The sequence below is a fragment of the Pseudomonas putida genome, assembly GCF_016406145.1.
Lineage (GTDB): Bacteria > Pseudomonadota > Gammaproteobacteria > Pseudomonadales > Pseudomonadaceae > Aquipseudomonas > Aquipseudomonas putida_E.
In genome coordinates this window covers 3,864,814-3,887,663 of record NZ_CP066306.1, presented here as the reverse complement: position 1 = coordinate 3,887,663, position 22,850 = coordinate 3,864,814, and the positions used below count along the sequence as shown (strand labels likewise).

At 60.4% G+C, this 22,850-nt stretch carries 21 protein-coding genes; 20 read left to right on the top strand and 1 reads right to left on the bottom strand.

Features of this window, described 5'->3' with window-relative positions; genetic code table 11:
• Window positions 1-287: 287 nt before the first annotated feature.
• The 9 genes from JET17_RS17895 to JET17_RS17855 all read left to right on the top strand — a co-directional run bounded on the left by JET17_RS17895 (window position 288) and on the right by JET17_RS17855 (window position 7,142).
• Window positions 288-1,037: an electron transfer flavoprotein subunit beta/FixA family protein gene (locus JET17_RS17895; protein ID WP_012315360.1), complete on the top strand. Its 750-nt coding sequence runs from the start codon at window positions 288-290 to the stop codon at window positions 1,035-1,037.
• Entirely contained in the window at window positions 1,038-1,967 is a 930-nt protein-coding gene (locus JET17_RS17890) for an electron transfer flavoprotein subunit alpha/FixB family protein (protein WP_012315359.1), read from the top strand.
• 77 nt (window positions 1,968-2,044) lie between these two features.
• On the top strand, window positions 2,045-2,866 hold the full coding sequence (locus tag JET17_RS17885) for a substrate-binding periplasmic protein (RefSeq protein WP_042111599.1): 822 nt from the start codon (window positions 2,045-2,047) through the stop codon (window positions 2,864-2,866).
• Between the two features lie 9 nt (window positions 2,867-2,875).
• Entirely contained in the window at window positions 2,876-3,229 is a 354-nt protein-coding gene (locus JET17_RS17880; RefSeq protein WP_012315357.1) for a DUF4398 domain-containing protein, read from the top strand.
• Window positions 3,226-4,038 carry an OmpA family protein gene (locus JET17_RS17875; RefSeq protein WP_012315356.1) on the top strand — a complete coding sequence of 271 codons (813 nt, stop codon included), beginning with the start codon at window positions 3,226-3,228 and terminating at the stop codon, window positions 4,036-4,038. Before JET17_RS17880 ends, JET17_RS17875 begins: the two co-directional genes overlap by 4 nt.
• 183 nt (window positions 4,039-4,221) lie before the next feature.
• Window positions 4,222-5,664, top strand: coding sequence for a PLP-dependent aminotransferase family protein (locus tag JET17_RS17870; RefSeq protein WP_012315355.1), 1,443 nt, complete (start codon window positions 4,222-4,224; stop codon window positions 5,662-5,664).
• Window positions 5,665-5,727: 63 nt separating this feature from the next.
• Window positions 5,728-6,126 (top strand): hypothetical protein, encoded by a 399-nt coding sequence (locus JET17_RS17865; RefSeq protein ID WP_042112068.1) that lies wholly within the window; start codon window positions 5,728-5,730, stop codon window positions 6,124-6,126.
• Window positions 6,127-6,247: 121 nt separating this feature from the next.
• On the top strand, window positions 6,248-6,502 hold the full coding sequence (locus tag JET17_RS17860) for a YkgJ family cysteine cluster protein (RefSeq protein ID WP_012315353.1): 255 nt from the start codon (window positions 6,248-6,250) through the stop codon (window positions 6,500-6,502).
• A 34-nt stretch (window positions 6,503-6,536) separates the two neighbouring features.
• Window positions 6,537-7,142, top strand: coding sequence for an START domain-containing protein (locus JET17_RS17855; RefSeq protein WP_042111597.1), 606 nt, complete (start codon window positions 6,537-6,539; stop codon window positions 7,140-7,142).
• 68 nt (window positions 7,143-7,210) lie between these two features.
• On the opposite strand, the gene gltA is transcribed toward JET17_RS17855, so the two are convergent.
• On the bottom strand, window positions 7,211-8,500 hold the full coding sequence (gltA, locus tag JET17_RS17850; RefSeq protein ID WP_012315351.1) for a citrate synthase: 1,290 nt from the start codon (window positions 8,498-8,500) through the stop codon (window positions 7,211-7,213).
• A 352-nt stretch (window positions 8,501-8,852) separates the two neighbouring features.
• Between gltA and sdhC the strand changes: the two genes are divergently transcribed.
• The 11 genes from sdhC to JET17_RS17795 all read left to right on the top strand — a co-directional run bounded on the left by sdhC (window position 8,853) and on the right by JET17_RS17795 (window position 22,808).
• Complete coding sequence (sdhC, locus tag JET17_RS17845) at window positions 8,853-9,239, top strand: succinate dehydrogenase, cytochrome b556 subunit (protein WP_012315350.1); 387 nt, start codon at window positions 8,853-8,855, stop codon at window positions 9,237-9,239.
• Entirely contained in the window at window positions 9,233-9,601 is a 369-nt protein-coding gene (gene sdhD, locus JET17_RS17840; RefSeq protein ID WP_003254214.1) for a succinate dehydrogenase, hydrophobic membrane anchor protein, read from the top strand. Before sdhC ends, sdhD begins: the two co-directional genes overlap by 7 nt.
• Window positions 9,602-9,604: 3 nt before the next feature.
• A complete protein-coding gene (gene sdhA / locus JET17_RS17835) occupies window positions 9,605-11,377 on the top strand; it encodes a succinate dehydrogenase flavoprotein subunit (RefSeq protein ID WP_012315349.1) in 1,773 nt (590 codons plus the stop codon).
• A gap of 11 nt (window positions 11,378-11,388) precedes the next feature.
• Entirely contained in the window at window positions 11,389-12,093 is a 705-nt protein-coding gene (locus JET17_RS17830; RefSeq protein WP_012315348.1) for a succinate dehydrogenase iron-sulfur subunit, read from the top strand.
• Between the two features lie 246 nt (window positions 12,094-12,339).
• Entirely contained in the window at window positions 12,340-15,171 is a 2,832-nt protein-coding gene (locus tag JET17_RS17825; RefSeq protein WP_012315347.1) for a 2-oxoglutarate dehydrogenase E1 component, read from the top strand.
• A 42-nt stretch (window positions 15,172-15,213) separates the two neighbouring features.
• Entirely contained in the window at window positions 15,214-16,416 is a 1,203-nt protein-coding gene (gene odhB, locus JET17_RS17820; RefSeq protein ID WP_012315346.1) for a 2-oxoglutarate dehydrogenase complex dihydrolipoyllysine-residue succinyltransferase, read from the top strand.
• A gap of 96 nt (window positions 16,417-16,512) precedes the next feature.
• Window positions 16,513-17,949 (top strand): dihydrolipoyl dehydrogenase, encoded by a 1,437-nt coding sequence (gene lpdA / locus JET17_RS17815; protein WP_012315345.1) that lies wholly within the window; start codon window positions 16,513-16,515, stop codon window positions 17,947-17,949.
• Window positions 17,950-18,121: 172 nt separating this feature from the next.
• Window positions 18,122-19,288, top strand: a complete 1,167-nt coding sequence (gene sucC / locus JET17_RS17810; protein ID WP_011534748.1) for an ADP-forming succinate--CoA ligase subunit beta — start codon at window positions 18,122-18,124, stop codon at window positions 19,286-19,288.
• Window positions 19,288-20,172, top strand: a complete 885-nt coding sequence (gene sucD, locus JET17_RS17805; RefSeq protein ID WP_003254203.1) for a succinate--CoA ligase subunit alpha — start codon at window positions 19,288-19,290, stop codon at window positions 20,170-20,172. The genes sucC and sucD overlap by 1 nt, the downstream gene beginning before the upstream one ends.
• 392 nt (window positions 20,173-20,564) lie before the next feature.
• On the top strand, window positions 20,565-21,878 hold the full coding sequence (brnQ, locus tag JET17_RS17800; protein WP_012315344.1) for a branched-chain amino acid transport system II carrier protein: 1,314 nt from the start codon (window positions 20,565-20,567) through the stop codon (window positions 21,876-21,878).
• Between the two features lie 180 nt (window positions 21,879-22,058).
• Window positions 22,059-22,808 (top strand): DUF599 domain-containing protein, encoded by a 750-nt coding sequence (locus tag JET17_RS17795; protein WP_012315343.1) that lies wholly within the window; start codon window positions 22,059-22,061, stop codon window positions 22,806-22,808.
• Window positions 22,809-22,850: the final 42 nt, after the last annotated feature.

Here is a 22,850-nt window from a genome sequence, read left to right as displayed (position 1 = left end):
TACGAGCGGTTTTACGTTCGCCGTAGGCTTATCGCCGGGCGCAGGTACACCTCTAAAGACCAGGTGTGGGGTAAGGCTTTCGGGCCAGAACACGGTTTGTAGTGGAGTTTACACGCCACCACAGGAAATGACCCGCGAGTATTTGCCGCAAGAGTCTCAACAGGACTGATCGGTCACCGTGAAGATTGCACCTCGCGCATCGTTTTCAGAGGTGCCCTTGTACCCACGCGCATCGCAGGGCTTAGCCCCAGGCGACTATCTATTCACCGGAGAGTAACGAGGAATCCATGAAGGTTCTTGTAGCTGTCAAACGAGTGGTCGACTACAACGTCAAGGTTCGCGTCAAAGCGGACAACTCCGGCGTCGACCTTGCAAACGTCAAGATGTCCATGAACCCCTTCTGCGAAATCGCCGTGGAAGAAGCCGTGCGCCTGAAAGAGAAGGGCGTGGCAAGCGAGATCGTCGTGGTCTCCGTCGGCCCGACCACTGCCCAGGAGCAGCTGCGTACTGCCCTGGCCCTGGGTGCCGATCGTGCCATCCTGGTCGAAGCTGCTGACGAACTGAACTCCCTGGCCGTGGCCAAGGCGCTCAAAGCAGTAGTCGATAAAGAACAGCCGCAGCTGGTGATCCTTGGCAAGCAGGCCATCGACAGCGACAACAACCAGACTGGCCAGATGCTCGCGGCGCTGACTGGCTACGCCCAAGGCACCTTCGCCTCCAAGGTTGAAGTGGCTGGCGACAAGCTGAACGTCACCCGTGAAATCGACGGCGGCCTGCAGACCGTAGCGCTGAACCTGCCAGCGATCGTCACCACCGACCTGCGCCTGAACGAGCCGCGCTATGCGTCGCTGCCGAACATCATGAAGGCCAAGAAGAAGCCGCTGGAGACCTTGACTCCAGACGCGCTGGGCGTATCGCTCGCCTCCACCAACAAGACCTTGAAAGTCGAAGCGCCAGCTGCTCGCAGCGCGGGTATCAAGGTCAAGTCGGTGGCCGAACTGGTCGAGAAGCTGAAGAACGAAGCGAAGGTAATCTAAATGACTATCCTGGTTGTCGCTGAATACGAGAACGGTGCCGTAGCTCCGTCCACCCTGAACACTGTCGCCGCAGCCGCCAAGATCGGTGGTGATGTGCACGTGCTGGTCGCTGGCCAGAACGTCGGTGGCGTTGCCGAATCCGCTGCCAAGATCGCTGGCGTTGGCAAGGTACTGGTTGCCGACAACGCAGCCTACGCCCACGTCTTGCCCGAAAACGTCGCGCCGTTGATCGTCGAGCTGGCCAAGGGTTACAGCCACGTACTGGCCCCGGCCACCACCAACGGCAAGAACATCCTGCCGCGCGTTGCCGCGCTGCTGGACGTCGACCAGATCTCCGAGATCATTTCGGTTGAATCCGCCGACACCTTCAAGCGCCCGATCTATGCCGGTAACGCCATTGCCACCGTGCAATCGAGCGCTGCTGTGAAGGTGATCACAGTGCGTACCACCGGCTTCGATGCTGTGGCTGCCGAAGGTGGCTCCGCTGCTGTTGAAGCTGTGGGCGCCGCGCACGATGCCGGTATTTCCGCCTTTGTTGGCGAAGAACTGGCCAAGTCCGACCGTCCAGAGCTGACCGCTGCCAAGATCGTCGTTTCCGGCGGCCGCGGCATGGGCAACGGTGACAACTTCAAGCACCTGTACAGCCTGGCCGACAAGCTCGGCGCTGCCGTGGGTGCCTCGCGCGCTGCGGTCGACGCAGGCTTCGTGCCCAACGACATGCAGGTTGGTCAGACCGGCAAGATCGTTGCCCCGCAGCTGTACATTGCCGTCGGTATCTCTGGCGCGATTCAGCACCTGGCCGGCATGAAGGACTCCAAGGTGATCGTTGCGATCAACAAGGACGAAGAAGCGCCGATCTTCCAGGTGGCCGACTACGGCCTGGTCGCTGACCTGTTCGAAGCGGTTCCGGAGCTGGAAAAGCTGGTCTGATCCGCCTGCTTCACTTATAAAGAAGCCCGGCCCTTGTAACGAGGGCCGGGTTTTTTTATGCGGGCAAGGAGTGAAGGATGGCGTTTCGTGAAGCAGGCAAGGTGCTGGTGTGCACGATGGCGATGCTTTCACCTCTGGCGATGGCGGCTGGCAAGTGTGAGCTTCTGGTGGCGACTGGCAGCCCGGATGCTCCACCTTACTCCTGGCAGGACCCGAAAGACCCGAAGCACCTTATCGGCGCCAACGTCGATCTGTTGCGCCAGGTGGCCAGGGAGTTGGGTCTGAAAGTGGAAGTCCTCAATGCCGGCAGGCGCGATCAGGCGCTGGAAGAGGTGCGCAGTGGACGCATGGATCTGTTGCTCGACACCCCCCTGCAGGTGGAGCAGTTGACCGCCCTGGACTACATCCACCCGCCCTTGCAGCTCAATGAATACCTGGTCTGGACGCGGCATGATGCTGACGTGGTATTCAACGGCCCCGCGGATCTGGCCAGATACCAGGGTAGCCTGTCGGAGCGCGCCCGCCTGACCCCGGCTTTCAGTGCATTCGCCAAGGCGCAGTTGAAGCTGGTACCGGCGCAGAACCTGACCCAGGCATTCCAGAAGCTGGTGCTGGGCCAGGTCGACTACGTGCTGGCTGGGCGTTACTCGGGCATGGCCATAACCCAAAGCCTGGGTATGAGCAATGACCTGATTGCCCGCGGCCTGCCGGTCGACCGGCCAGGGCTGTACTTGGCTGTGTCGCACAACTCGGCTTGCAATGACACCTGGTTGCGTGGGCAACTGGCAAAAAAGCTGACAGAATTGCCGATCTCTGGTGCGTCTGAAGCCGTGCTGCAACGTAATGTCGAGCGCTGGAAAGCGCAGATGGACGTGCAGGCGGACGCCCCCAAACAGTAGGAAGAGTGCGTGAGAACCCAATCACTGATCCTTGCCGTGGCCATGCTCGGCCTGGCCGGCTGCGCCAACGACCCGGCGCCCAATGAACAGATGCGTATTTCCGAGCAGGCGCTGGAACAGGCCAAGGCGGTCGGTGCCACCGACCAGGTCGAGGCGCTCAAGCTTGCCGAAGACAAGCTCGCCCGAGCCAAGAGCGACATGCTGACCGAGGACTACCGCAACGCCCGCATGCGTGCCGAGCAGGCCGAGCTCGATGCCCGCCTGGCCGAGGCGCGCGTACTGAACCAGAAGAGTGAGGAGCAGCTTGACGTATTGCAGTCGCGGGTCAAGCGCTTGCGCAAGCAACTGGAGATGCAGCCATGAAGTGCTTCAAACCAATGGCGGCGTTGGCATTGCTGGCGCTGGCTGGCGGGCTGCAGGGATGCGCCAGTCAGCGTAGTGCAGCGGCGCTGGACGATGCTTCCGTGGCCTTCCAGAAGGTCAAGGATGATTCCGCTGTACTGCGCAGTGCACCGCGTGATGTGATCCGCGCCGGTGAGTCGCTGGCCCGCGCCGAGCGCTTGTCCAGCTACATCGGCACCGGCAGCGACGTGCGCCACTATGCGTATCTGAGCCAACGTTACAGCGAAATCGCCGGTGAGCACGCGAAGTTGGCGCTGAGCCAGGAGCGTCTGGCCAAGCTCGACCTTGAGCGCCAGCGCCTGCAACTGGCCCTGCGCGAGGCCAAGCTGGCCAGCGTGCAGCAGCAGGGTGAATGGGTTGAAGCGCAGATTGCGGCGCTGGCCTCGCAGCAGGCCGATCGCGGGCTGGTAATGACCCTGGGCGATGTTCTGTTCGACACAGGTCGTGCGGACCTCAAGAATTCTGCTAGTCGCACGGTGCTCAAGCTGGTCCAGTTCCTTCAGCTCAACCCGCGTCGGGTGGTGCGGATCGAGGGCTATGCCGACAACACTGGCGCGCCGGAAGATAACCTCAAGCTGTCGCGCGACCGGGCGCAGGCAGTGGCCGACATGCTGGTCGACCTGGGTGTCGACGAAAAGCGTCTGCAGGTTGAAGGGTATGGCGATCAGTACCCGATCGAGGCCAATGCCTCGGAGCGGGGCAGGGCGCAGAACCGCCGGGTGGAGATCGTCTTCTCTGATGACAAGGGCAGGCTTGCTCCGGCACGCTGACCGCTGGCGCCTCTTCGCGGCTTGCGAAGGGGCGCGCTGGTTAACCCTTTCGATAGCGGCCACGCCAATGTAATGTCGACTATTGTGCAATCTGTCCCAGTACACTTTGCAACTGTTACGGTATCCTCTACCGTAAGTGAGTCGTACAAGAACAATGAGCCGTCCGCGCGTCGAGATATCGCCATGACCAACCTGCTGCTGTATCAGCGTATCGCCCAGCAACTGGCCGATGACATCCGCCGTGGTGTCTATCAGCCAGGCGAGCGCGTGCCGTCCGTGCGCAAGATGAGCGCCCAGCTCAACGTCAGCCATGCCACGGTACTGCAGGCCTATGCCAATCTCGAAGACCAGGGGCTGATCCGCGCCCGGCCGCAGTCTGGCTACTACGTGCACCAGACCCCGGCGTTGACTGCGCAGACACCGGATATTGCCAGGGTCGAGCGCCCCGGCCTGGTCACCCGCGCGAGCATCATCCAGCAGGTACTGACCGAGGCCCGTCGTGATGGCGTGTTTGCGTTCGGTGCCGCCGTTCCCCATGTCGACTACTTGCCGGTGCGTGCCTTGCATCAGCAGATTGCCAAGGTCACCCGTTTTCACAGCCCACGTGCGTTCAGCTATATGTTCAGCCCGGGCTTCGAGCCGTTGCGTCGGCAGATCGCTATCCGCATGCGTGATGCGGGCGTGCTGGTCGATCCCAGTGAAGTGATAGTTACCCATGGCTGTGTCGATGCCCTGCAAATGTCACTGCGCGTGCTGACCCGCCCGGGGGATCTGATTGCTGCGGAGTCGCCCACCTATTACGGCCTGCTGCAGTTGGCTGATTTGCTCGGGCTGAAGGTGATCGAGATCCCCAGCGACCCGTCCACCGGCATCAGTCTGGAAGCGCTGCAACTTGCGGCCAATCAATGGTCGATCAAGGCGCTGGTGCTGACCACGCGTCTGAGCAACCCACTGGGCGGCACTATTCCCGAAGAGCGGCAGAAGCAGTTGTTGCGCCTGGCTTCGGACTTCGACATCCAGATCGTCGAAGACGACATCTATGGCGAGTTGATGTTCGAGCAGGGCAAGACCAAAGCGCTCAAGGCATTCGACCGGCTGGACCGTGTGATCTACTGCTCGAGCTTTTCCAAGACGTTGTCACCCGGCGTACGCGTTGGCTGGATGGTGGCGGGGCGATACCAGGACGAAATCCAGCGGCTGCAGACCTTCACCACCCACTCGGCCTGCAGTGTCACGCAGATGGGGGTGGCGGCTTACCTGGAGAACGGCGGCTATGATCGCCACCTGCGGTATATCCGTCAGGAGTACCGCAAGAACCTCAGTGCCTACCAGTTGGCTGTGCAACAGCACTTTCCCGAGGGTACGCAGATGACCCGGCCCACGGGCGGCTTCATTCTGTGGGTCAGCCTGCCGGGGCGGGTCAATACTCAAGAGCTTCACGTGCGTGCGCTTGAGCAGGGGATCAGTATCGCCCCTGGGCTTATCTTCAGTAATACCGAGCAGTTCAACCATTGCATCCGTCTCAACTGTGGGATTCCATGGAACAAGGAAGCCGAACGGGCGGTTATGACGCTGGGTATGCTGGCCCAGCAATTGTGCAGGGAGTCTGCAACTGCGCTTTTGTAACGCTTGCCAGGCGCAGGCGGAACAGAGAGCATACGCACTCTTGAAGCTTGCCTATCGATGTCCATGAAACTGTTGCGTCGTATTGCCCTGGTTTTTTGCCTCACGCCAGTGTGTTTGACCTCTGGTGTGGCCCACGCTGCGCAGCCTGCCAAAGCGGACAACGCCAAGGCGTCGCCTGCGCACAAGCCCGCAAGCAAGGCGGCAACCCAGCAATTGCCCGCGGCGCACCTGGATCTGAGCCTGCCTGCCGAGATGGTCAACCAGCTTGAGCCCAGCGTCGGCAGTTCAGTCATGCGCCGCAAGCCCTTGCTGCCGGCCATGTTTACCGACAAACCGCAGAGCGGTGACAGCCCGTTCCAGCTCAATGGTCGCTTGATCAGCAACGAGATGCAGCTGCAGTTGCGCAATGACAGCCGGCGTGATGTGGAAGGGGCGGCGATCGAGTTTGAGTTCCGCCAATAGCCTGGGCGAACTGACTGCCGGGTCACTGCAGATTTCATCGGGCCAGCAATTTCAAACGTATGTTTGAGCGGTTAGTATCCGGGGACGTTCGTCCCGTTTTGTTTCAGGGGGTCCTGATTTCATGAAATGCCGTGAGGGTTGCGGTGCCTGCTGCATCGCCCCGTCCATCACTTCCGCAATGCCACGCATGCCGGACGGCAAGCCGGCTGGCATGCGCTGCCTGCACCTGACCGCCGACAACCTCTGCGACCTGTTCGGCAAGCCCGAGCGGCCGGCGGTCTGTGGTGGGTTCAAGGCGGATATCGAGGTGTGCGGCAATGATCGCGACGAGGCAATCAGGATTCTCGGTTGGTGGGAGCAGATGACGGCGGCGTGACAAGGCTGGATCTTCGACAACAAGGATAAAGATGATGAGATCGTTCAAGCGTATTGCACTGCTGTGTGGCGTGGGCTTGCTGATGGCGCCTGTGGCCTGGGCCGAGAACTGGCAGGTGGCCAAGGACGAGGAGGGGATCAAGGTCTCTCTCAGTGAAGTGCCGGGTTCCAAGTACAAGGCCTACCGTGGTGTGACCTTGATCAAGGCGCCTTTGGCCAAGGTGCAGGCATTGCAGGAAGACGTGGCAGGCGCGTGCACCTGGATACATGAGTGCAAGTCTCAGAAGCTGCTCAAGCATGAAGGTGATCAGAGCTGGACCTACACCCAGTTCAACACGCCTTGGCCGGTAACGCCGCGCGATTCGGTGTTGCACGTCACGACCGTCGAAAGCGCCGATGGCAGCCTGACGCGTAACCTCAAAGAGGAGCCGACCTATATACCCGAAGAGAAGGGCTTCGTACGGGTGGCGAAAGTCGAAGGCTTCTGGAAGTTGGTGCCCAAGGGGGACAGTACAGAAGTGACCTATCAGGTACACACTGAGCCGGGTGGTAGTGTGCCAGCCATGGTGGCCAACAAGTTTGTAGTAGATGCGCCGTTCAATACCCTGAAAAGCTTGCGCGAGCGGGCAGAGAAGAACTGAAGCCAGCAAGGGACAAGGCAATAAAAAAGGCTGCCCGAGGGCAGCCTTTTGCGTTCGGCTTCAAAAGCTTACTTGCGGTCCTTCAGCTCAACGATGTCACGCTGCAGCTCGCCGGTATACAGCTGGCGCGGGCGGCCAATCTTGTACGGGCTGGAGAGCATTTCTTTCCAGTGCGAGATCCAGCCCACGGTACGTGCCAGGGCGAAGATCACGGTGAACATGCTGGTTGGGATGCCGATCGCCTTCAGGATAATGCCTGAGTAGAAGTCGACGTTCGGGTACAGCGAGCGCTCGATGAAGTACGGATCGGTGAGCGCGATCTCTTCCAGGCGCATCGCCAGTTCCAGCTGCGGGTCGTTCTTGATGCCGAGTTCGCCCAGGACTTCGTCGCAGGTTTTCTTCATCACGGTGGCGCGCGGATCGCGGTTCTTGTACACGCGGTGACCGAAGCCCATCAGCTTGAACGGGTCGTTCTTGTCCTTGGCCTTGGCGATGTACTTGTCGATGTTGGAAACATCGCCAATTTCATCGAGCATGGTCAGCACGGCTTCGTTCGCACCGCCGTGGGCAGGGCCCCACAGTGCGGCGATACCGGCGGCGATACAGGCGAACGGGTTGGCACCCGAAGAGCCGGCCAGGCGGACGGTGGAGGTGGAGGCGTTCTGCTCGTGATCGGCATGGAGGATGAAGATCTTGTCCATTGCCTTGGCCAGTACCGGGCTGATCGGTTTGATCTCGCACGGGGTGTTGAACATCATGTGCAGGAAGTTTTCCGCGTACGACAGGTCGTTGCGCGGGTACATCATCGGCTGGCCCATGGAGTACTTGTAAACCATCGCGGCCAGGGTCGGCATCTTGGCGACCAGGCGCACCGCGGAAATTTCGCGGTGTTGCGGGTTATTGATATCCAGCGAGTCGTGGTAGAACGCCGACAGGGCGCCGACTACGCCGCACATTACGGCCATCGGGTGGGCGTCGCGGCGGAAACCGTTGAAGAAGGACTTCAGCTGCTCGTGAACCATAGTGTGGTTCTTGACGGTGCTGACAAACTGGGCCTTCTGCTCGGCGTTGGGCAGTTCGCCATTGAGCAGCAGGTAGCAGGTTTCCAGGTAGTCCGATTGCTCGGCGAGCTGTTCGATGGGGTAGCCGCGGTGCAGCAGTACGCCCTTGTCGCCGTCGATGTAGGTGATCTTCGACTCGCACGAAGCGGTCGCCATGAAACCAGGGTCGAAGGTGAAGTGACCAGTGGCCCCCAACCCGCGGACGTCGATTACATCAGGACCAACGGTGCCGGTTAAAATGGGCAGCTCGACGGGGGCAGCGCCCTCGATGACCAACTGCGCTTTTTTGTCAGCCATGTGGCCTCCTATTAATGCTTGAAATCATCAGACAGACCCCCCACGCAGGGCCCGCACCACTATAGAGAAGTAAATTCGAATGTCAATTTGCCTAAAGGCTGGTTGAAACCCGCTCTGAGGCCTGATTTTTCACGAAATTCTCGCCCATTTACGCCTTTTGCTCGCTAAAGGCAATGCGCTATTTGGGCTACCCCGTCACGTTGTCATAAGCAGCCTAACTGTCTATACTCGGCACCCGACCGCCAGGGGCTTGCAAGCCCGAACTGCTGGGGGTCGCCGTTCCCTGGGTGGTGGGTACCTGACCAGTACACTTACCAACAACTTTGCCCTGATTCGCTAGGGGCTCTTCAGTGTGAAAAAAGCCGTGAAAAGCCAACGACCTGTAAACCTAGACCTAAGGACCATCAAGCTCCCTGTCACAGCGTACACGTCCATCCTGCACCGTATCTCCGGCGTCATCCTGTTCCTCGGCCTTGCCATCATGCTTTATGCACTGGGCAAGTCGCTGGGTTCCGAGGAAGGCTTCGGTGAGGTGAAGGCGTGTCTGACCAGCCCGCTGGCCAAGTTCGTGACCTGGGGCCTGCTATCCGCCCTGCTTTATCACCTCGTGGCAGGTGTGCGTCACCTGATCATGGACATGGGTATCGGTGAGACGCTGGAAGGCGGCAAGCTGGGCTCGAAAATCGTGATCGTCATCTCCGTGGTGCTGATCGTTCTGGTGGGAGTTTGGGTATGGTAACCAATGTCACGAACCTGTCGCGTTCGGGCCTCTATGACTGGATGGCGCAGCGCGTCTCGGCGGTCGTTCTCGCGGCTTACTTTCTCTTCCTGATCGGCTACGTGGTCGCCCACCCAGGCATCGACTACACCCAGTGGCATGGTCTGTTCTCCAATAACGCGATGCGGATCTTCAGTCTGCTGGCCCTCGTTGCCTTGGGCGCTCACGCCTGGGTCGGCATGTGGACCATTGCAACCGACTACCTGACGCCAATGTCGTTCGGCAAGTCGGCAACTGCGATTCGTTTCCTGTTCCAGGCGGTATGCGGCGTTGCGATGTTCGCTTACTTCGTCTGGGGTGTGCAGATTCTCTGGGGTATCTGATCCATGGCTAGCATTCCAACCATTTCCTTCGACGCCATCATCATCGGTGGCGGCGGCGCCGGCATGCGCGCAGCGCTGCAGCTGGCCCAGGGCGGTCACAAGACTGCCGTGGTCACCAAGGTCTTCCCGACCCGTTCGCACACTGTTTCCGCCCAGGGCGGCATCACCTGCGCCATCGCTTCGGCCGACCCGAACGACGACTGGCGCTGGCACATGTACGATACCGTCAAAGGTTCCGACTACATCGGTGACCAGGACGCTATCGAATACATGTGCCAGGAAGGCCCTGCTGCGGTCTTCGAGCTGGACCACATGGGCCTGCCGTTCTCGCGTACCGAAACCGGTCGTATCTATCAGCGTCCGTTCGGCGGCCAGTCCAAGGACTTCGGCAAGGGCGGCCAGGCTGCGCGTACCTGTGCTGCTTCCGACCGTACCGGCCACGCACTGCTGCACACCCTCTATCAGGGCAACCTGAAAGCGGGCACCACCTTCCTGAACGAGTACTACGCTGTTGATCTGGTGAAAAACCAGGACGGCGCGTTCGTGGGTGTGATCGCGATCTGCATCGAAACCGGCGAAACCCTGTACATCAAGTCCAAGGCCACCGTATTGGCCACTGGCGGTGCGGGCCGTATCTACGCCTCGACCACCAACGCCCTGATCAACACCGGTGACGGCGTCGGCATGGCTCTGCGTGCCGGCGTGCCGGTGCAGGACATCGAAATGTGGCAGTTCCACCCGACTGGCATCGCCGGCGCTGGTGTACTGGTCACCGAGGGTTGCCGCGGTGAGGGTGGTTACCTGATCAACGCCCATGGCGAGCGCTTCATGGAGCGTTACGCGCCGAACGCGAAAGACCTTGCTGGTCGTGACGTGGTCGCCCGTTCCATGGTCAAAGAGATCATCGCAGGCAACGGCGTGGGCCCGAACAAGGACCACGTACTGCTGAAGCTGGACCACCTGGGCGAGGAAGTGCTGCACAGCCGCCTGCCAGGCATCTGCGAACTGTCCAAGACCTTCGCTCACGTCGACCCGGTTGTAGCGCCGGTGCCGGTCGTGCCGACCTGCCACTACATGATGGGTGGTGTTGCCACCAACATCCATGGCCAGGCCATCACCATGGACGCCGAAGGCAAGGACCACATCATTCCGGGCTTGTTCGCCGTGGGTGAAGTGGCGTGCGTATCGGTTCACGGTGCCAACCGCCTGGGCGGTAACTCGCTGCTCGACCTGGTCGTATTCGGCCGCGCCGCCGGCCTGCACCTGGAGAAGGCGCTGAGCGAAGGCGTCGAGTACCGCGATGCCAGCGATACCGATGTCGACGTCGCCCTGAACCGCCTGAACAAGCTCAACGAGCGTACCACTGGCGAAGACGTTGCAAGCCTCAAGCGTGAGCTGCAAAGCTGCATGCAGAACTACTTCGGTGTATTCCGTACTGGCGAATACATGCAGAAGGGTATCGAGCAGCTGGCTGGTCTGCGTGACCGCATCGCCAACGTGAAGATCAACGACAAGTCCCAGGCCTTCAACACCGCGCGTATCGAAGCGCTGGAGCTGCAGAACCTGTTGGAAGTCGCCGAAGCTACCGCCATCGCGGCCGAAGCCCGTAAAGAGTCCCGCGGCGCTCACGCCCGTGAAGACTTCGAAGACCGTGACGACGAAAACTGGCTGTGCCACACCCTGTACTACCCGGGTGAGAAGCGCGTGGCCAAGCGTGGCGTCAACTTTGCGCCGAAGACTGTTCCAGCCTTCGAACCAAAAGTCCGGACTTATTGAGGGTGACTGCTATGTTGAAAGTCGAAGTTTATCGCTACAACCCGGATACCGACTCGGCGCCCAAGATGGAGTCGTTCGACGTCGATACCGGCGGCAAAGACCTGATGGTGCTGGACGTGCTGGCGCTGATCAAGGAGAAGGACGAGGGCTTCTCGTACCGTCGCTCCTGCCGTGAAGGCGTTTGCGGTTCCGATGGCATGAACATGAACGGCAAGAACGGCCTGGCCTGCATCACGCCGCTGTCCGGTGTGGTCAAGGGTAACAAGCTGGTTCTGCGCCCGCTGCCTGGCCTGCCGGTCATTCGTGACCTGGTCGTCGATATGAGCATCTTCTACAAGCAGTACGAGAAGGTGAAGCCGTTCCTGCAGAACGACACTCCGGCTCCGGCCATCGAGCGTCTGCAGTCGCCGGAAGATCGCGACAAGCTGGACGGTCTGTACGAGTGCATCCTGTGCGCTTGCTGCTCGACCTCCTGCCCATCGTTCTGGTGGAACCCGGACAAGTTCCTGGGCCCTGCTGCCTTGCTGCAGGCCTATCGCTTCCTGGCCGACAGCCGTGATACCAAGACCCAGGAGCGCCTGGCGTCCCTGGATGACCCGTTCAGCGTCTTCCGCTGCCGCGGGATCATGAACTGCGTCAACGTTTGCCCGAAGGGTCTGAACCCTACCAAGGCAATCGGTCACGTACGTAACATGCTGCTGCAAAGCGGCACCTGATTCAAAGCGTTGTAACTGCAGTAAGCCGAGGTGCGGGTGGTGAACCCGCACTGAGGTAAAACCTGAGCAAGGGCCCACAAAGCCCGCGCTCGATACCTATGAAGATATGAGACCAGCAGGGGCTTTCCGGGCTGGTACCCGGAAAATCAGCAGGATCCAAGTGGCGTGGTTCAGTCGCTGTGTTCGGACTTTTCCAGGTTTGCTGTGGCTCTCGCCGATCAGTCCCCTAACCGAGGGTGACCAAGCATGCAAGAAAGCGTGATGCAGCGCATGTGGGAAAGCGCCCACCTTTCAGGTGGTAACGCTGCATATGTGGAAGAGCTCTACGAGCTCTACCTGCACGACCCTAACGCTGTGCCAGAAGAGTGGCGCACTTACTTCCAGAAGTTGCCCGCCGACGGCAGCACCGCTACCGATGTATCGCACTCGACAATCCGCGACCATTTCGTACTGCTGGCAAAGAACCAGCGCCGCGCCCAACCGGTATCTGCCGGGAGCGTGAGCAGTGAACACGAGAAGAAGCAGGTTGAAGTTCTGCGACTGATCCAGGCCTATCGTATGCGCGGCCATCAGGCTGCCAAGCTCGACCCCTTGGGGTTGTGGCAGCGCCCTGCGCCCGTAGACCTGTCGATCAATCACTACGGCTTGACCAATGCCGATCTTGATACGACCTTCCGTGCCGGCGACCTGTACATCGGCAAAGAGGAAGCGAGCCTACGCGAGATCGTCGAGGCGCTCCAGAAGACATATTGTCGCACCATTGGCGCCGAGTTCACCCACATCGTCGATTCCGAGCAGCGCAGCTGGTTCCAGCAGCGCCTGGAAAGCGTGCGCGGCCGTCCGGACTTCTCCGCCGACGTGCAGGCCCACCTGCTTGAGCGCGTGACGGCCGGTGAAGGTCTCGAGAAGTACCTGGGCACCAAGTACCCGGGGACCAAACGTTTCGGCCTTGAGGGTGGCGAAAGCCTGATCCCGATGCTGGACGAAATGATCCAGCGGTCCGGCTCCTACGGCACCAAGGAAGTCGTGATCGGCATGGCCCACCGCGGCCGTCTGAACGTGCTGGTCAACACCTTCGGCAAGAACCCGCGCGAGCTGTTCGACGAGTTCGAAGGCAAGAAGATGAACGAGCTGGGCTCCGGTGACGTGAAGTATCACCAGGGCTTCTCCTCGAACGTGATGACCACCGGTGGCGAAGTTCACCTGGCCATGGCGTTCAACCCGTCACACCTGGAAATCGTCTCCCCGGTGGTCGAAGGTTCGGTGCGCGCCCGTCAGGACCGCCGCAACGATACCGCCGGCGACAAGGTGCTGCCGATCTCGATCCACGGTGACGCTGCCTTCGCAGGCCAGGGCGTGGTCATGGAAACCTTCCAGATGTCGCAGACCCGCGGTTTCAAGACCGGCGGTACCGTGCACATCGTGATCAACAACCAGGTTGGTTTCACCATCAGCAACCCGCTGGACTCGCGTTCCACCGAGTACGCCACCGACGTTGCCAAGATGATCCAGGCTCCGATCCTGCACGTGAACGGCGATGACCCGGAAGCGGTGCTGTTCGTGACCCAGCTGGCCATCGATTACCGCATGCAGTTCAAGCGTGACGTGGTCATCGACCTGGTCTGCTACCGTCGTCGCGGCCACAACGAGGCCGACGAGCCCAACGGTACCCAGCCGCTGATGTATCAGCAGATCAGCAAGCAGCGCACCACCCGTGAGCTGTACGCCGAGGCGCTGATCCAGGCCGGTCGCATCGATGCCGAGCGCGCCCAGGCCAAGATCGACGAGTACCGCAATGCTCTGGACAACGGCCTGCACGTGGTCAAGAGCCTGGTCAAGGAGCCGAACCGCGAGCTGTTCGTCGACTGGCGTCCGTACCTGGGCCACGCCTGGACTGCGCGTCACGACACCCGTTTCGACCTCAAGACCCTGCAGGACCTGTCGGCCAAGCTCCTCGAGCTGCCGGAAGGCTTCGTCGTCCAGCGTCAGGTGTCGAAGATCTACGAAGACCGTCAGAAGATGCAGGCCGGTGGCTTGCCGATCAACTGGGGTTACGCAGAGACCATGGCGTACGCCACCCTGCAGTTCGAAGGTCACCCGATCCGCATGACTGGCCAGGACATCGGCCGTGGCACCTTCTCGCACCGCCACGCGGTGTTGCACAACCAGAAGGATGCCAGCACTTACGTGCCGCTGCAGAACCTGTTCCCGGGCCAGCCGCGCTTCGACCTGTACGACTCCTTCCTGTCGGAAGAAGCGGTACTGGCCTTCGAATACGGCTACTCGACCACCACGCCGAATGCGCTGGTGATCTGGGAAGCACAGTTCGGCGACTTCGCCAACGGTGCGCAGGTGGTGATCGACCAGTTCATCACCAGCGGTGAGCACAAGTGGGGTCGCCTGTGCGGTCTGACCATGCTGCTGCCGCACGGTTACGAAGGGCAGGGCCCGGAGCACTCCTCCGCGCGTCTGGAGCGTTACCTGCAGCTGTGCGCCGAGCACAACATCCAGGTCTGCGTACCGACCACCCCGGCACAGATCTACCACCTGCTGCGTCGTCAGGTCATCCGTCCGCTGCGCAAGCCGCTGATCGTGCTGACGCCCAAGTCGCTGCTGCGCCACAAGCTGGCCGTCTCGACCCTGGAGGACCTTGCAGAAGGTTCGTTCCAGACCGTGATCCCGGAAATCGACACCCTGGATCCTGCCAAGGTCGAACGCCTGGTGCTGTGTGGTGGCAAGGTCTATTACGACCTGCTGGAAAAGCGCCGTGCCGAAGGCCGCGAAGACATCGCAATCGTGCGTATCGAGCAGCTGTACCCGTTCCCGGAAGACGACCTGGTCGACATCCTGGCGCCGTACACCAACCTCAAGCATGCCGTCTGGTGTCAGGAAGAGCCGATGAACCAGGGCGCCTGGTACAGCAGTCAGCACCACATGCGCCGTATCCTGGGCCGCCACAACAAGGCGCTGGTCCTGGAATACGCCGGCCGCGACGCTTCCGCCGCGCCAGCTTGTGGTTACGCTTCGAAGCACGCCGAACAGCAGGAAAAACTGCTGCAAGACGCCTTCACTGTCTAACGCCTTCGCGCACTTGAAACCGAATTTAAGGAAACACTGATAATGGCTATCGAGATCAAAGCCCCAACCTTCCCGGAATCGGTTGCCGATGGCACCGTTGCCACCTGGCACAAGAAGCCGGGCGAAGCCGTCAAGCGTGACGAGCTGATCGTCGACATCGAGACCGACAAAGTCGTTCTGGAAGTACTGGCTACCGCCGATGGCGTGATGGGCGACATCGTCAAGGGCGAGGGCGATACCGTCCTGTCCGACGAAGTGCTGGGTTCGATCGTGGAAGGTGGTGCTGCTGCCGCCGCGCCTGCTGCCGCTCCGGCCGCCGCCGCCGCCGATGCTGGCGAAGACGACCCGGTTGCCGCTCCGGCCGCGCGCAAGCTGGCTGAAGAGAACGGCATCGACCTGGCTACCGTTGCCGGTACCGGCAAAGGTGGCCGCGTCACCAAGGAAGACGTGGTTGCTGCAGTTGCCAACAAGAAGTCCGCACCTGCCGCTGCTCCGGCTGCCAAGCCTGCCGCTGCCGCCCCAGTTGTGACCGCCGCTGGCGATCGCACCGAGAAGCGTGTGCCGATGACCCGCCTGCGTGCCAAGATCGCCGAGCGTCTGGTCGAAGCCCAGTCCAACATGGCGATGCTGACCACCTTCAACGAAGTCGACATGACCGAAGTGATGGCCCTGCGTTCGAAGTACAAGGACCTGTTCGAGAAGACCCACAACGGCGTGCGCCTGGGCTTCATGTCGTTCTTCGTCAAGGCTGCTACCGAAGCGCTGAAGCGTTTCCCGGCAGTCAACGCTTCGATCGACGGCAACGACATCGTCTACCACGGTTTTGCCGACGTCGGCGTTGCCGTCTCCAGCGACCGTGGCCTGGTGGTGCCAGTACTGCGCAACGCCGAATCGATGAGCCTGGCTGAAATCGAGAACGGCATCGCCACCTTCGGCAAGAAGGCCCGTGACGGCAAGCTGTCGATCGAAGAAATGACCGGCGGCACTTTCACCATCACCAACGGTGGTACCTTCGGCTCGATGATGTCGACCCCGATCGTCAACCCGCCGCAGGCCGCCATCCTCGGCATGCACAACATCATCCAGCGTCCGATGGCCATCAACGGCCAAGTGGTAATCCGCCCGATGATGTACCTGGCGCTGTCGTACGATCACCGCCTGATCGACGGCAAGGAAGCGGTAACCTTCCTGGTCACCATCAAGAACCTGCTGGAAGATCCGTCCCGCCTGCTGCTGGACATCTAATCGCGCAGCTGTAAGCTGCAAGCCGCAAGCTTCAAGCCGAAGCCTGCTGGACTTGCGGCTTGCAGCTTGCCGCTTGAAGCTAAAAAGGAATCTTTTATGACCCAGAAATTCGACGTAGTGGTGATTGGTGCAGGTCCTGGCGGTTATGTGGCTGCCATCAAGGCTGCCCAACTTGGTCTGAAGACTGCCTGTATCGAGAAGTACACCGACGCCGAGGGCAAGCTGGCCCTGGGTGGCACCTGCCTGAACGTAGGTTGCATTCCGTCCAAGGCGCTGCTGGACAGCTCCTGGAAGTACAAGGAAGCCAAAGAGAGCTTCAACGTCCACGGCATCTCCACTGGCGAAGTGAAGATGGACGTGGCCGCGATGGTTGGTCGCAAGGCTGGCATCGTCAAGAACCTGACCGGTGGCGTTGCCACCCTGTTCAAGGCCAATGGCGTCACTTCGATCCAGGGCCACGGCAAACTGCTGGCTGGCAAGAAAGTCGAAGTCACCAAGGCTGATGGCACCACTGAAATCATCGAAGCCGAGAACGTGATCCTGGCCTCCGGCTCGCGTCCGATCGACATTCCGCCGGCTCCGGTCGACCAGAACGTCATCGTCGACTCCACCGGCGCCCTGGAATTCCAAGCGGTTCCCAAGCGCCTGGGCGTGATCGGTGCCGGCGTCATCGGCCTGGAACTTGGCTCGGTGTGGGCTCGCCTGGGTGCTGAAGTCACCGTCCTGGAAGCCCTGGACACCTTCCTGATGGCTGCTGACACCGCAGTCTCGAAAGAAGCCCAGAAGACCCTGACCAAGCAAGGCCTGGATATCAAGCTGGGTGCTCGCGTCACTGGCTCGAAAGTCAATGGCAACGAAGTCGAAGTGACCTACACCAACGCCGAAGGCGAGCAGAAGATCACCTTCGACAAGCTGATCGTCGCGGTCGGCCGTCGCCCGGTGACCACCGACCTGCTGGCCTCCGACAGCGGCGTGAACATCGACGAGCGTGGCTACATCTTCGTTGACGATCACTGCGCTACCAGCGTTCCGGGCGTCTATGCCATCGGTGACGTTGTCCGCGGCATGATGCTGGCGCACAAGGCCTCGGAAGAGGGCATCATGGTCGTCGAGCGCATCAAGGGCCACAAAGCCCAGATGAACTACGACCTGATCCCTTCGGTTATCTACACCCACCCGGAAATCGCGTGGGTCGGCAAGACCGAACAAGCCTTGAAGGCCGAGGGTGTTGAGGTTAACGTAGGCACCTTCCCGTTCGCGGCCAGCGGCCGTGCGATGGCGGCCAACGACACCGGTGGTTTCGTCAAGGTCATCGCTGATGCCAAGACCGACCGCGTACTGGGTGTACACGTGATTGGCCCGTCGGCTGCCGAACTGGTTCAGCAGGGCGCGATCGCAATGGAATTCGGCACCAGTGCCGAGGATCTGGGCATGATGGTCTTCAGCCATCCAACCCTGTCCGAAGCGTTGCATGAAGCAGCGCTGGCAGTGAATGGCGGCGCCATTCACGTGGCCAACCGTAAGAAGCGTTAATTATAAGAAACCACGGCGGGCTGCCCGTCGTGAGTCTTGCGTGCATGACTCACCGCGGAACGTCCGCCGGACCGGATCACACGGGAAAACCCGGGGTCAACGGTCACAGGTGGTGCGGCGCCAGTAATGGCGCAGCGCCGAAGCGCAGTACCTAACGAAGACGGTAAAAAGCATGAATCTTCACGAGTATCAGGGTAAGCAGCTGTTCGCTGAGTACGGCCTGCCAGTTTCCAAGGGTTTCGCTGTCGATACCCCTGAGCAAGCTGCAGAAGCCTGCGACAAGATCGGCGGTTCCGAGTGGGTTGTCAAAGCCCAGGTCCACGCTGGTGGTCGCGGTAAAGCGGGCGGCGTCAAGCTGGTTCGCAGCAAGGAAGACGCCAAGGCGTTCGCTGCACAGTGGTTGGGCAAGAATCTGGTTACCTACCAGACTGATGCCAACGGTCAACCCGTCTCCAAGATTCTGGTCGAATCCTGCACTGACATCGCCAAAGAGCTGTACCTGGGCGCTGTAGTGGATCGTTCGAGCCGCCGTATCGTGTTCATGGCGTCCACCGAAGGTGGCGTGGACATCGAGAAAGTCGCTCACGAAACGCCTGAGAAGATCCTCAAGGCTACCATCGACCCGCTGGTCGGCGCTCAGCCGTTCCAGGGTCGTGAACTGGCATTCCAGCTGGGCCTGGAAGGTAAGCAGGTTCAACAGTTCGCCAAGATCTTCGTTGGCCTGGCCAAGCTGTTCAAGGATCACGATCTGGCCCTGCTGGAAGTGAACCCGCTGGTGATCAAGGCCGACGGCGACCTGCACTGCCTCGATGCCAAGATCAACATCGACGCCAACGCCATGTACCGTCAGCCCAAGCTGAAGACCTTCCACGACCCGTCGCAGGACGACGCTCGTGAAGCCCACGCTGCCAAGTTCGAACTGAACTACGTTGCCCTGGAAGGCAACATCGGCTGCATGGTCAACGGTGCCGGCCTGGCCATGGGTACCATGGACATCGTCAACCTGCACGGCGGCAAGCCAGCCAACTTCCTCGACGTAGGCGGCGGTGCTACCAAAGAGCGCGTTACCGAAGCGTTCAAGATCATTCTGTCCGACAGCAATGTCGCGGCCGTACTGGTCAACATCTTCGGCGGCATCGTTCGCTGCGACATGATTGCCGAAGGCATCATCGGTGCAGTGAAAGAAGTCGGCGTCAAGGTTCCGGTCGTCGTTCGCCTTGAAGGCAACAACGCCGAACTGGGCGCAAAAGTACTGGCAGAAAGCGGTTTGAACATCATTGCGGCAACCAGCCTGACCGACGCTGCTCAACAAGTTGTCAAAGCTGCGGAGGGCAAGTAATGAGCGTCCTGATCAATAAAGACACCAAAGTCATCTGCCAGGGCTTCACCGGCTCGCAGGGTACTTTCCACTCCGAACAGGCCATTGCCTACGGCACCAAGATGGTCGGCGGCGTTACCCCGGGCAAGGGTGGCACCACCCACCTGGGCCTGCCGGTGTTCAACACCGTCAAGGAAGCCGTGGAAGCTACCGGCGCTGACGCTTCGGTGATCTACGTTCCGGCTCCGTTCTGCAAAGACTCGATCCTGGAAGCAGCCTTCGGTGGCATCAAGCTGATCGTCTGCATCACCGAAGGCATTCCTACCCTGGACATGCTGGATGCCAAGGTCAAGTGCGACGAGCTGGGCGTTACCCTGATCGGCCCTAACTGCCCAGGTGTCATCACTCCGGGCGAGTGCAAGATCGGCATCATGCCAGGCCACATCCACCTGCCAGGCAAGGTCGGTATCGTTTCGCGTTCCGGCACCCTGACCTACGAAGCGGTCAAGCAGACCACCGACGCCGGCTTCGGCCAGTCGACCTGCGTGGGCATCGGCGGCGACCCGATCCCAGGCTCGAACTTCATCGACATCCTGAAGCTGTTCCAGGAAGACCCGAAGACCGAAGCGATCGTCATGATCGGTGAGATCGGCGGTTCGGCTGAAGAAGAGGCTGCGGCCTACATCAAGGCCCATGTCACCAAGCCTGTCGTTTCCTACATCGCTGGTGTTACTGCACCTGCGGGCAAGCGCATGGGCCACGCTGGCGCCATCATTTCCGGCGGCAAGGGCACTGCGGACGAGAAGTTCGCCGCCCTGCAGGACGCTGGTGTGAAGACCGTGCGTTCCCTGGCTGACATCGGCAAGGCCCTGGCCGAGCTGACTGGCTGGGAAGCCAAGAAGTAAGTAATACGAAGTAATATGTAGTACCCCCACGCGCACAAAGGCCACCTTCGGGTGGCCTTTGTCGTTGTGCGGCTGTGAATACTGCGCCCACACCTTCGGAAAGTTCGATCACCCTGATCAGGATTTTCAACCAGACATTTGCTCGAATCAGCAATAAATTGTCGTCGAACACGGTCAACCAGACGACAAACATGTACGCACATCGGACAAGCAGCACTGTGCCAGTGCGTTTGCCGGGTAAAACGGTTAATCTACGCGTTCACTCTGTGCCCGTACCCCAAAAGGGAACGACACGCTAAACGGGTCTGGCCTATCAAGCCGGGCAGCATTTCCCTCACTCAAGGGGAAATCCCTTCTCGAATCCCGATTTCAGCAGTGTGGTACTACCCTAAATGAAAGTTTTAAAAGGCCAGGATATCCTGGCGCTTGGCTTTATGACGTTTGCGCTTTTTGTGGGCGCTGGCAATATCATCTTCCCGCCCATCGTCGGTCTGCAGTCCGGGCCGCATGTCTGGATGGCCGCTCTGGGCTTCCTGGTTACGGCTGTGGGCCTGCCGGTTATCACCGTGGTCGCACTGGCCAAGGTCGGTGGTGGCATGGATGCGCTCAGCAGCCCGATCGGCAAGTTCTTCGGTGGCCTGTTGGCGGCTGTGTGCTACCTGTCGGTCGGCCCGCTGTTCGCTACCCCGCGCACCGCGACCGTGTCGTTCGAAGTGGGTGTGGCACCGCTCACCGGCGAAAGCCCGTTGGCGTTGTTCCTCTACAGCCTGGTGTACTTCATCGTGGTACTGGCCGTGTCCATGTATCCGGGCAAGTTGCTCGATACCGTGGGCCGTTTCCTCGCGCCGCTGAAGATTATCGCCCTGGCGGTACTTGGCATCGCTGCGTTCGCGCTGCCTGCCGGCACCATTGGTGAAGCACAGCCTGCCTATGCAGCTGCGGCCTTCTCCAAGGGCTTCTCCGATGGCTACCTGACCATGGACACCCTGGGTGCGCTGGTCTTCGGTATCGTCATCGTCAATGCCATCCGTTCGCGGGGTGTCGAGTCGCCGAAGCTGATCACCCGCTATGCCATCATTGCCGGCCTGATTGCCGGTGTGGGCCTGGCGCTGGTGTACATCAGCCTGTTCCGGCTGGGGGCCAGCAGCCATGAGATCGCGGCTGGCGCCACCAACGGTGCAGCGGTATTGCACGCCTACGTACAGCACACCTTCGGTTCGCTTGGCAGCGGTTTCCTGGCGGTACTGATCGCGCTGGCCTGTCTGGTGACTGCCGTAGGCCTGACTTGCGCATGCGCCGAGTACTTCAGCCAGATCCTGCCGCTGTCGTACCGTGCACTGGTGGTGATCCTGGCGGGCTTCTCGCTGCTGATTTCCAACCTGGGCCTGACCAAGCTGATCATGTTCTCGATCCCGGTACTGACCGCCATCTACCCACCGTGCATCGTGGTGGTAGGCCTGAGCTTCGTCAATGACCTGTGGAATTCGCCAACACGTATCATGGCGCCGGTCATGCTAGTGTCGCTGTTGTTCGGCATGGTTGATGCGATCAAGGGCAGCAGCATTGCCCACGTTTTGCCGGACTTCATGGCACACCTGCCGCTGAGCGATCAGGGCCTGGCCTGGCTGGTGCCGTCGGTGGTGACACTGATGGCGGCTGTGGCGTGCGACCGTATGCTTGGCAAGCCGCGTGAAGCGCTGGCCTGATAGGTTGACGCCTGCCGTTGGCACCGGCCACAAGCCGTAGGGTGTCCGCGAAGGCCGATACACCAAACCCCGCATCCACAAGGATGCGGGGTTTTTTATTGCGCCGATGTGCCTTTGCGTGCTCGCAGGCGTCGAAATGCGGTCCCTATCCTTGTCTGCCCTGGCCTTCGGGAAAACTGCATGAATTTCATCCAAAGCAACCTTCACAACGTGTTGGCCCTCTGCTGGTTCGCCCTTTGCTGGGGCGGCTATACCCGCTATGCCATCTGGAAGGGCCGCGACACTGCCTGCCTGGCCAGTGTGCTGCATCTGTATCGGGAAGACTGGATGCGCCGCATGCTGCTGCGCGACAACCGCATCGCCGATGCCAGTGTAATTGGCAATCTGGAGCGCAACGCGTCGTTCTTTGCCTCCAGTACCCTTATCATTCTGGCCGGCATCCTGACTGTTCTGGGGGCTTCGGACCGCGCCCTGTCGCTGCTGGCCGACCTGCCTCTGGTGCAGCAGGCCTCGCAAGGCATGTCGGAAATCAAGCTGCTTTGCCTGGCGATGGTGTTCGTCTATGCGTTCTTTACGTTCAGCTGGTGCATGCGCCAGTACAACTTCGCAGCAGTGCTGGTGGGGTCTGCGCCCATGATAGGCGAGCGCCTGGTCAGTGAGCTTGAGCGCAAGGCTTTCGCTTCGCGGGCGGCGAGGGTGTTGTCGCTGGCGGCCAATCAGTTCAACTTTGGCTTGCGTTCTTATTATTTCGGGATGGCCATGCTCACCTGGTTCATCAGCCCCTGGCTGTTCATGGTGGTGAGTGTTGGAGTGGTATTGATCCTGTATCGCCGGGAGTTCCACTCCGATGTGCTGGAAGTGATGGTGTTCACGCCAACCGAAAGTGCGCCTACCGAGACCAGCAAGGAAGGCATCAGTACAAACACGTGAAACGTTTAACCCATGGATGACAGGCATAAAAAAACCCGACAA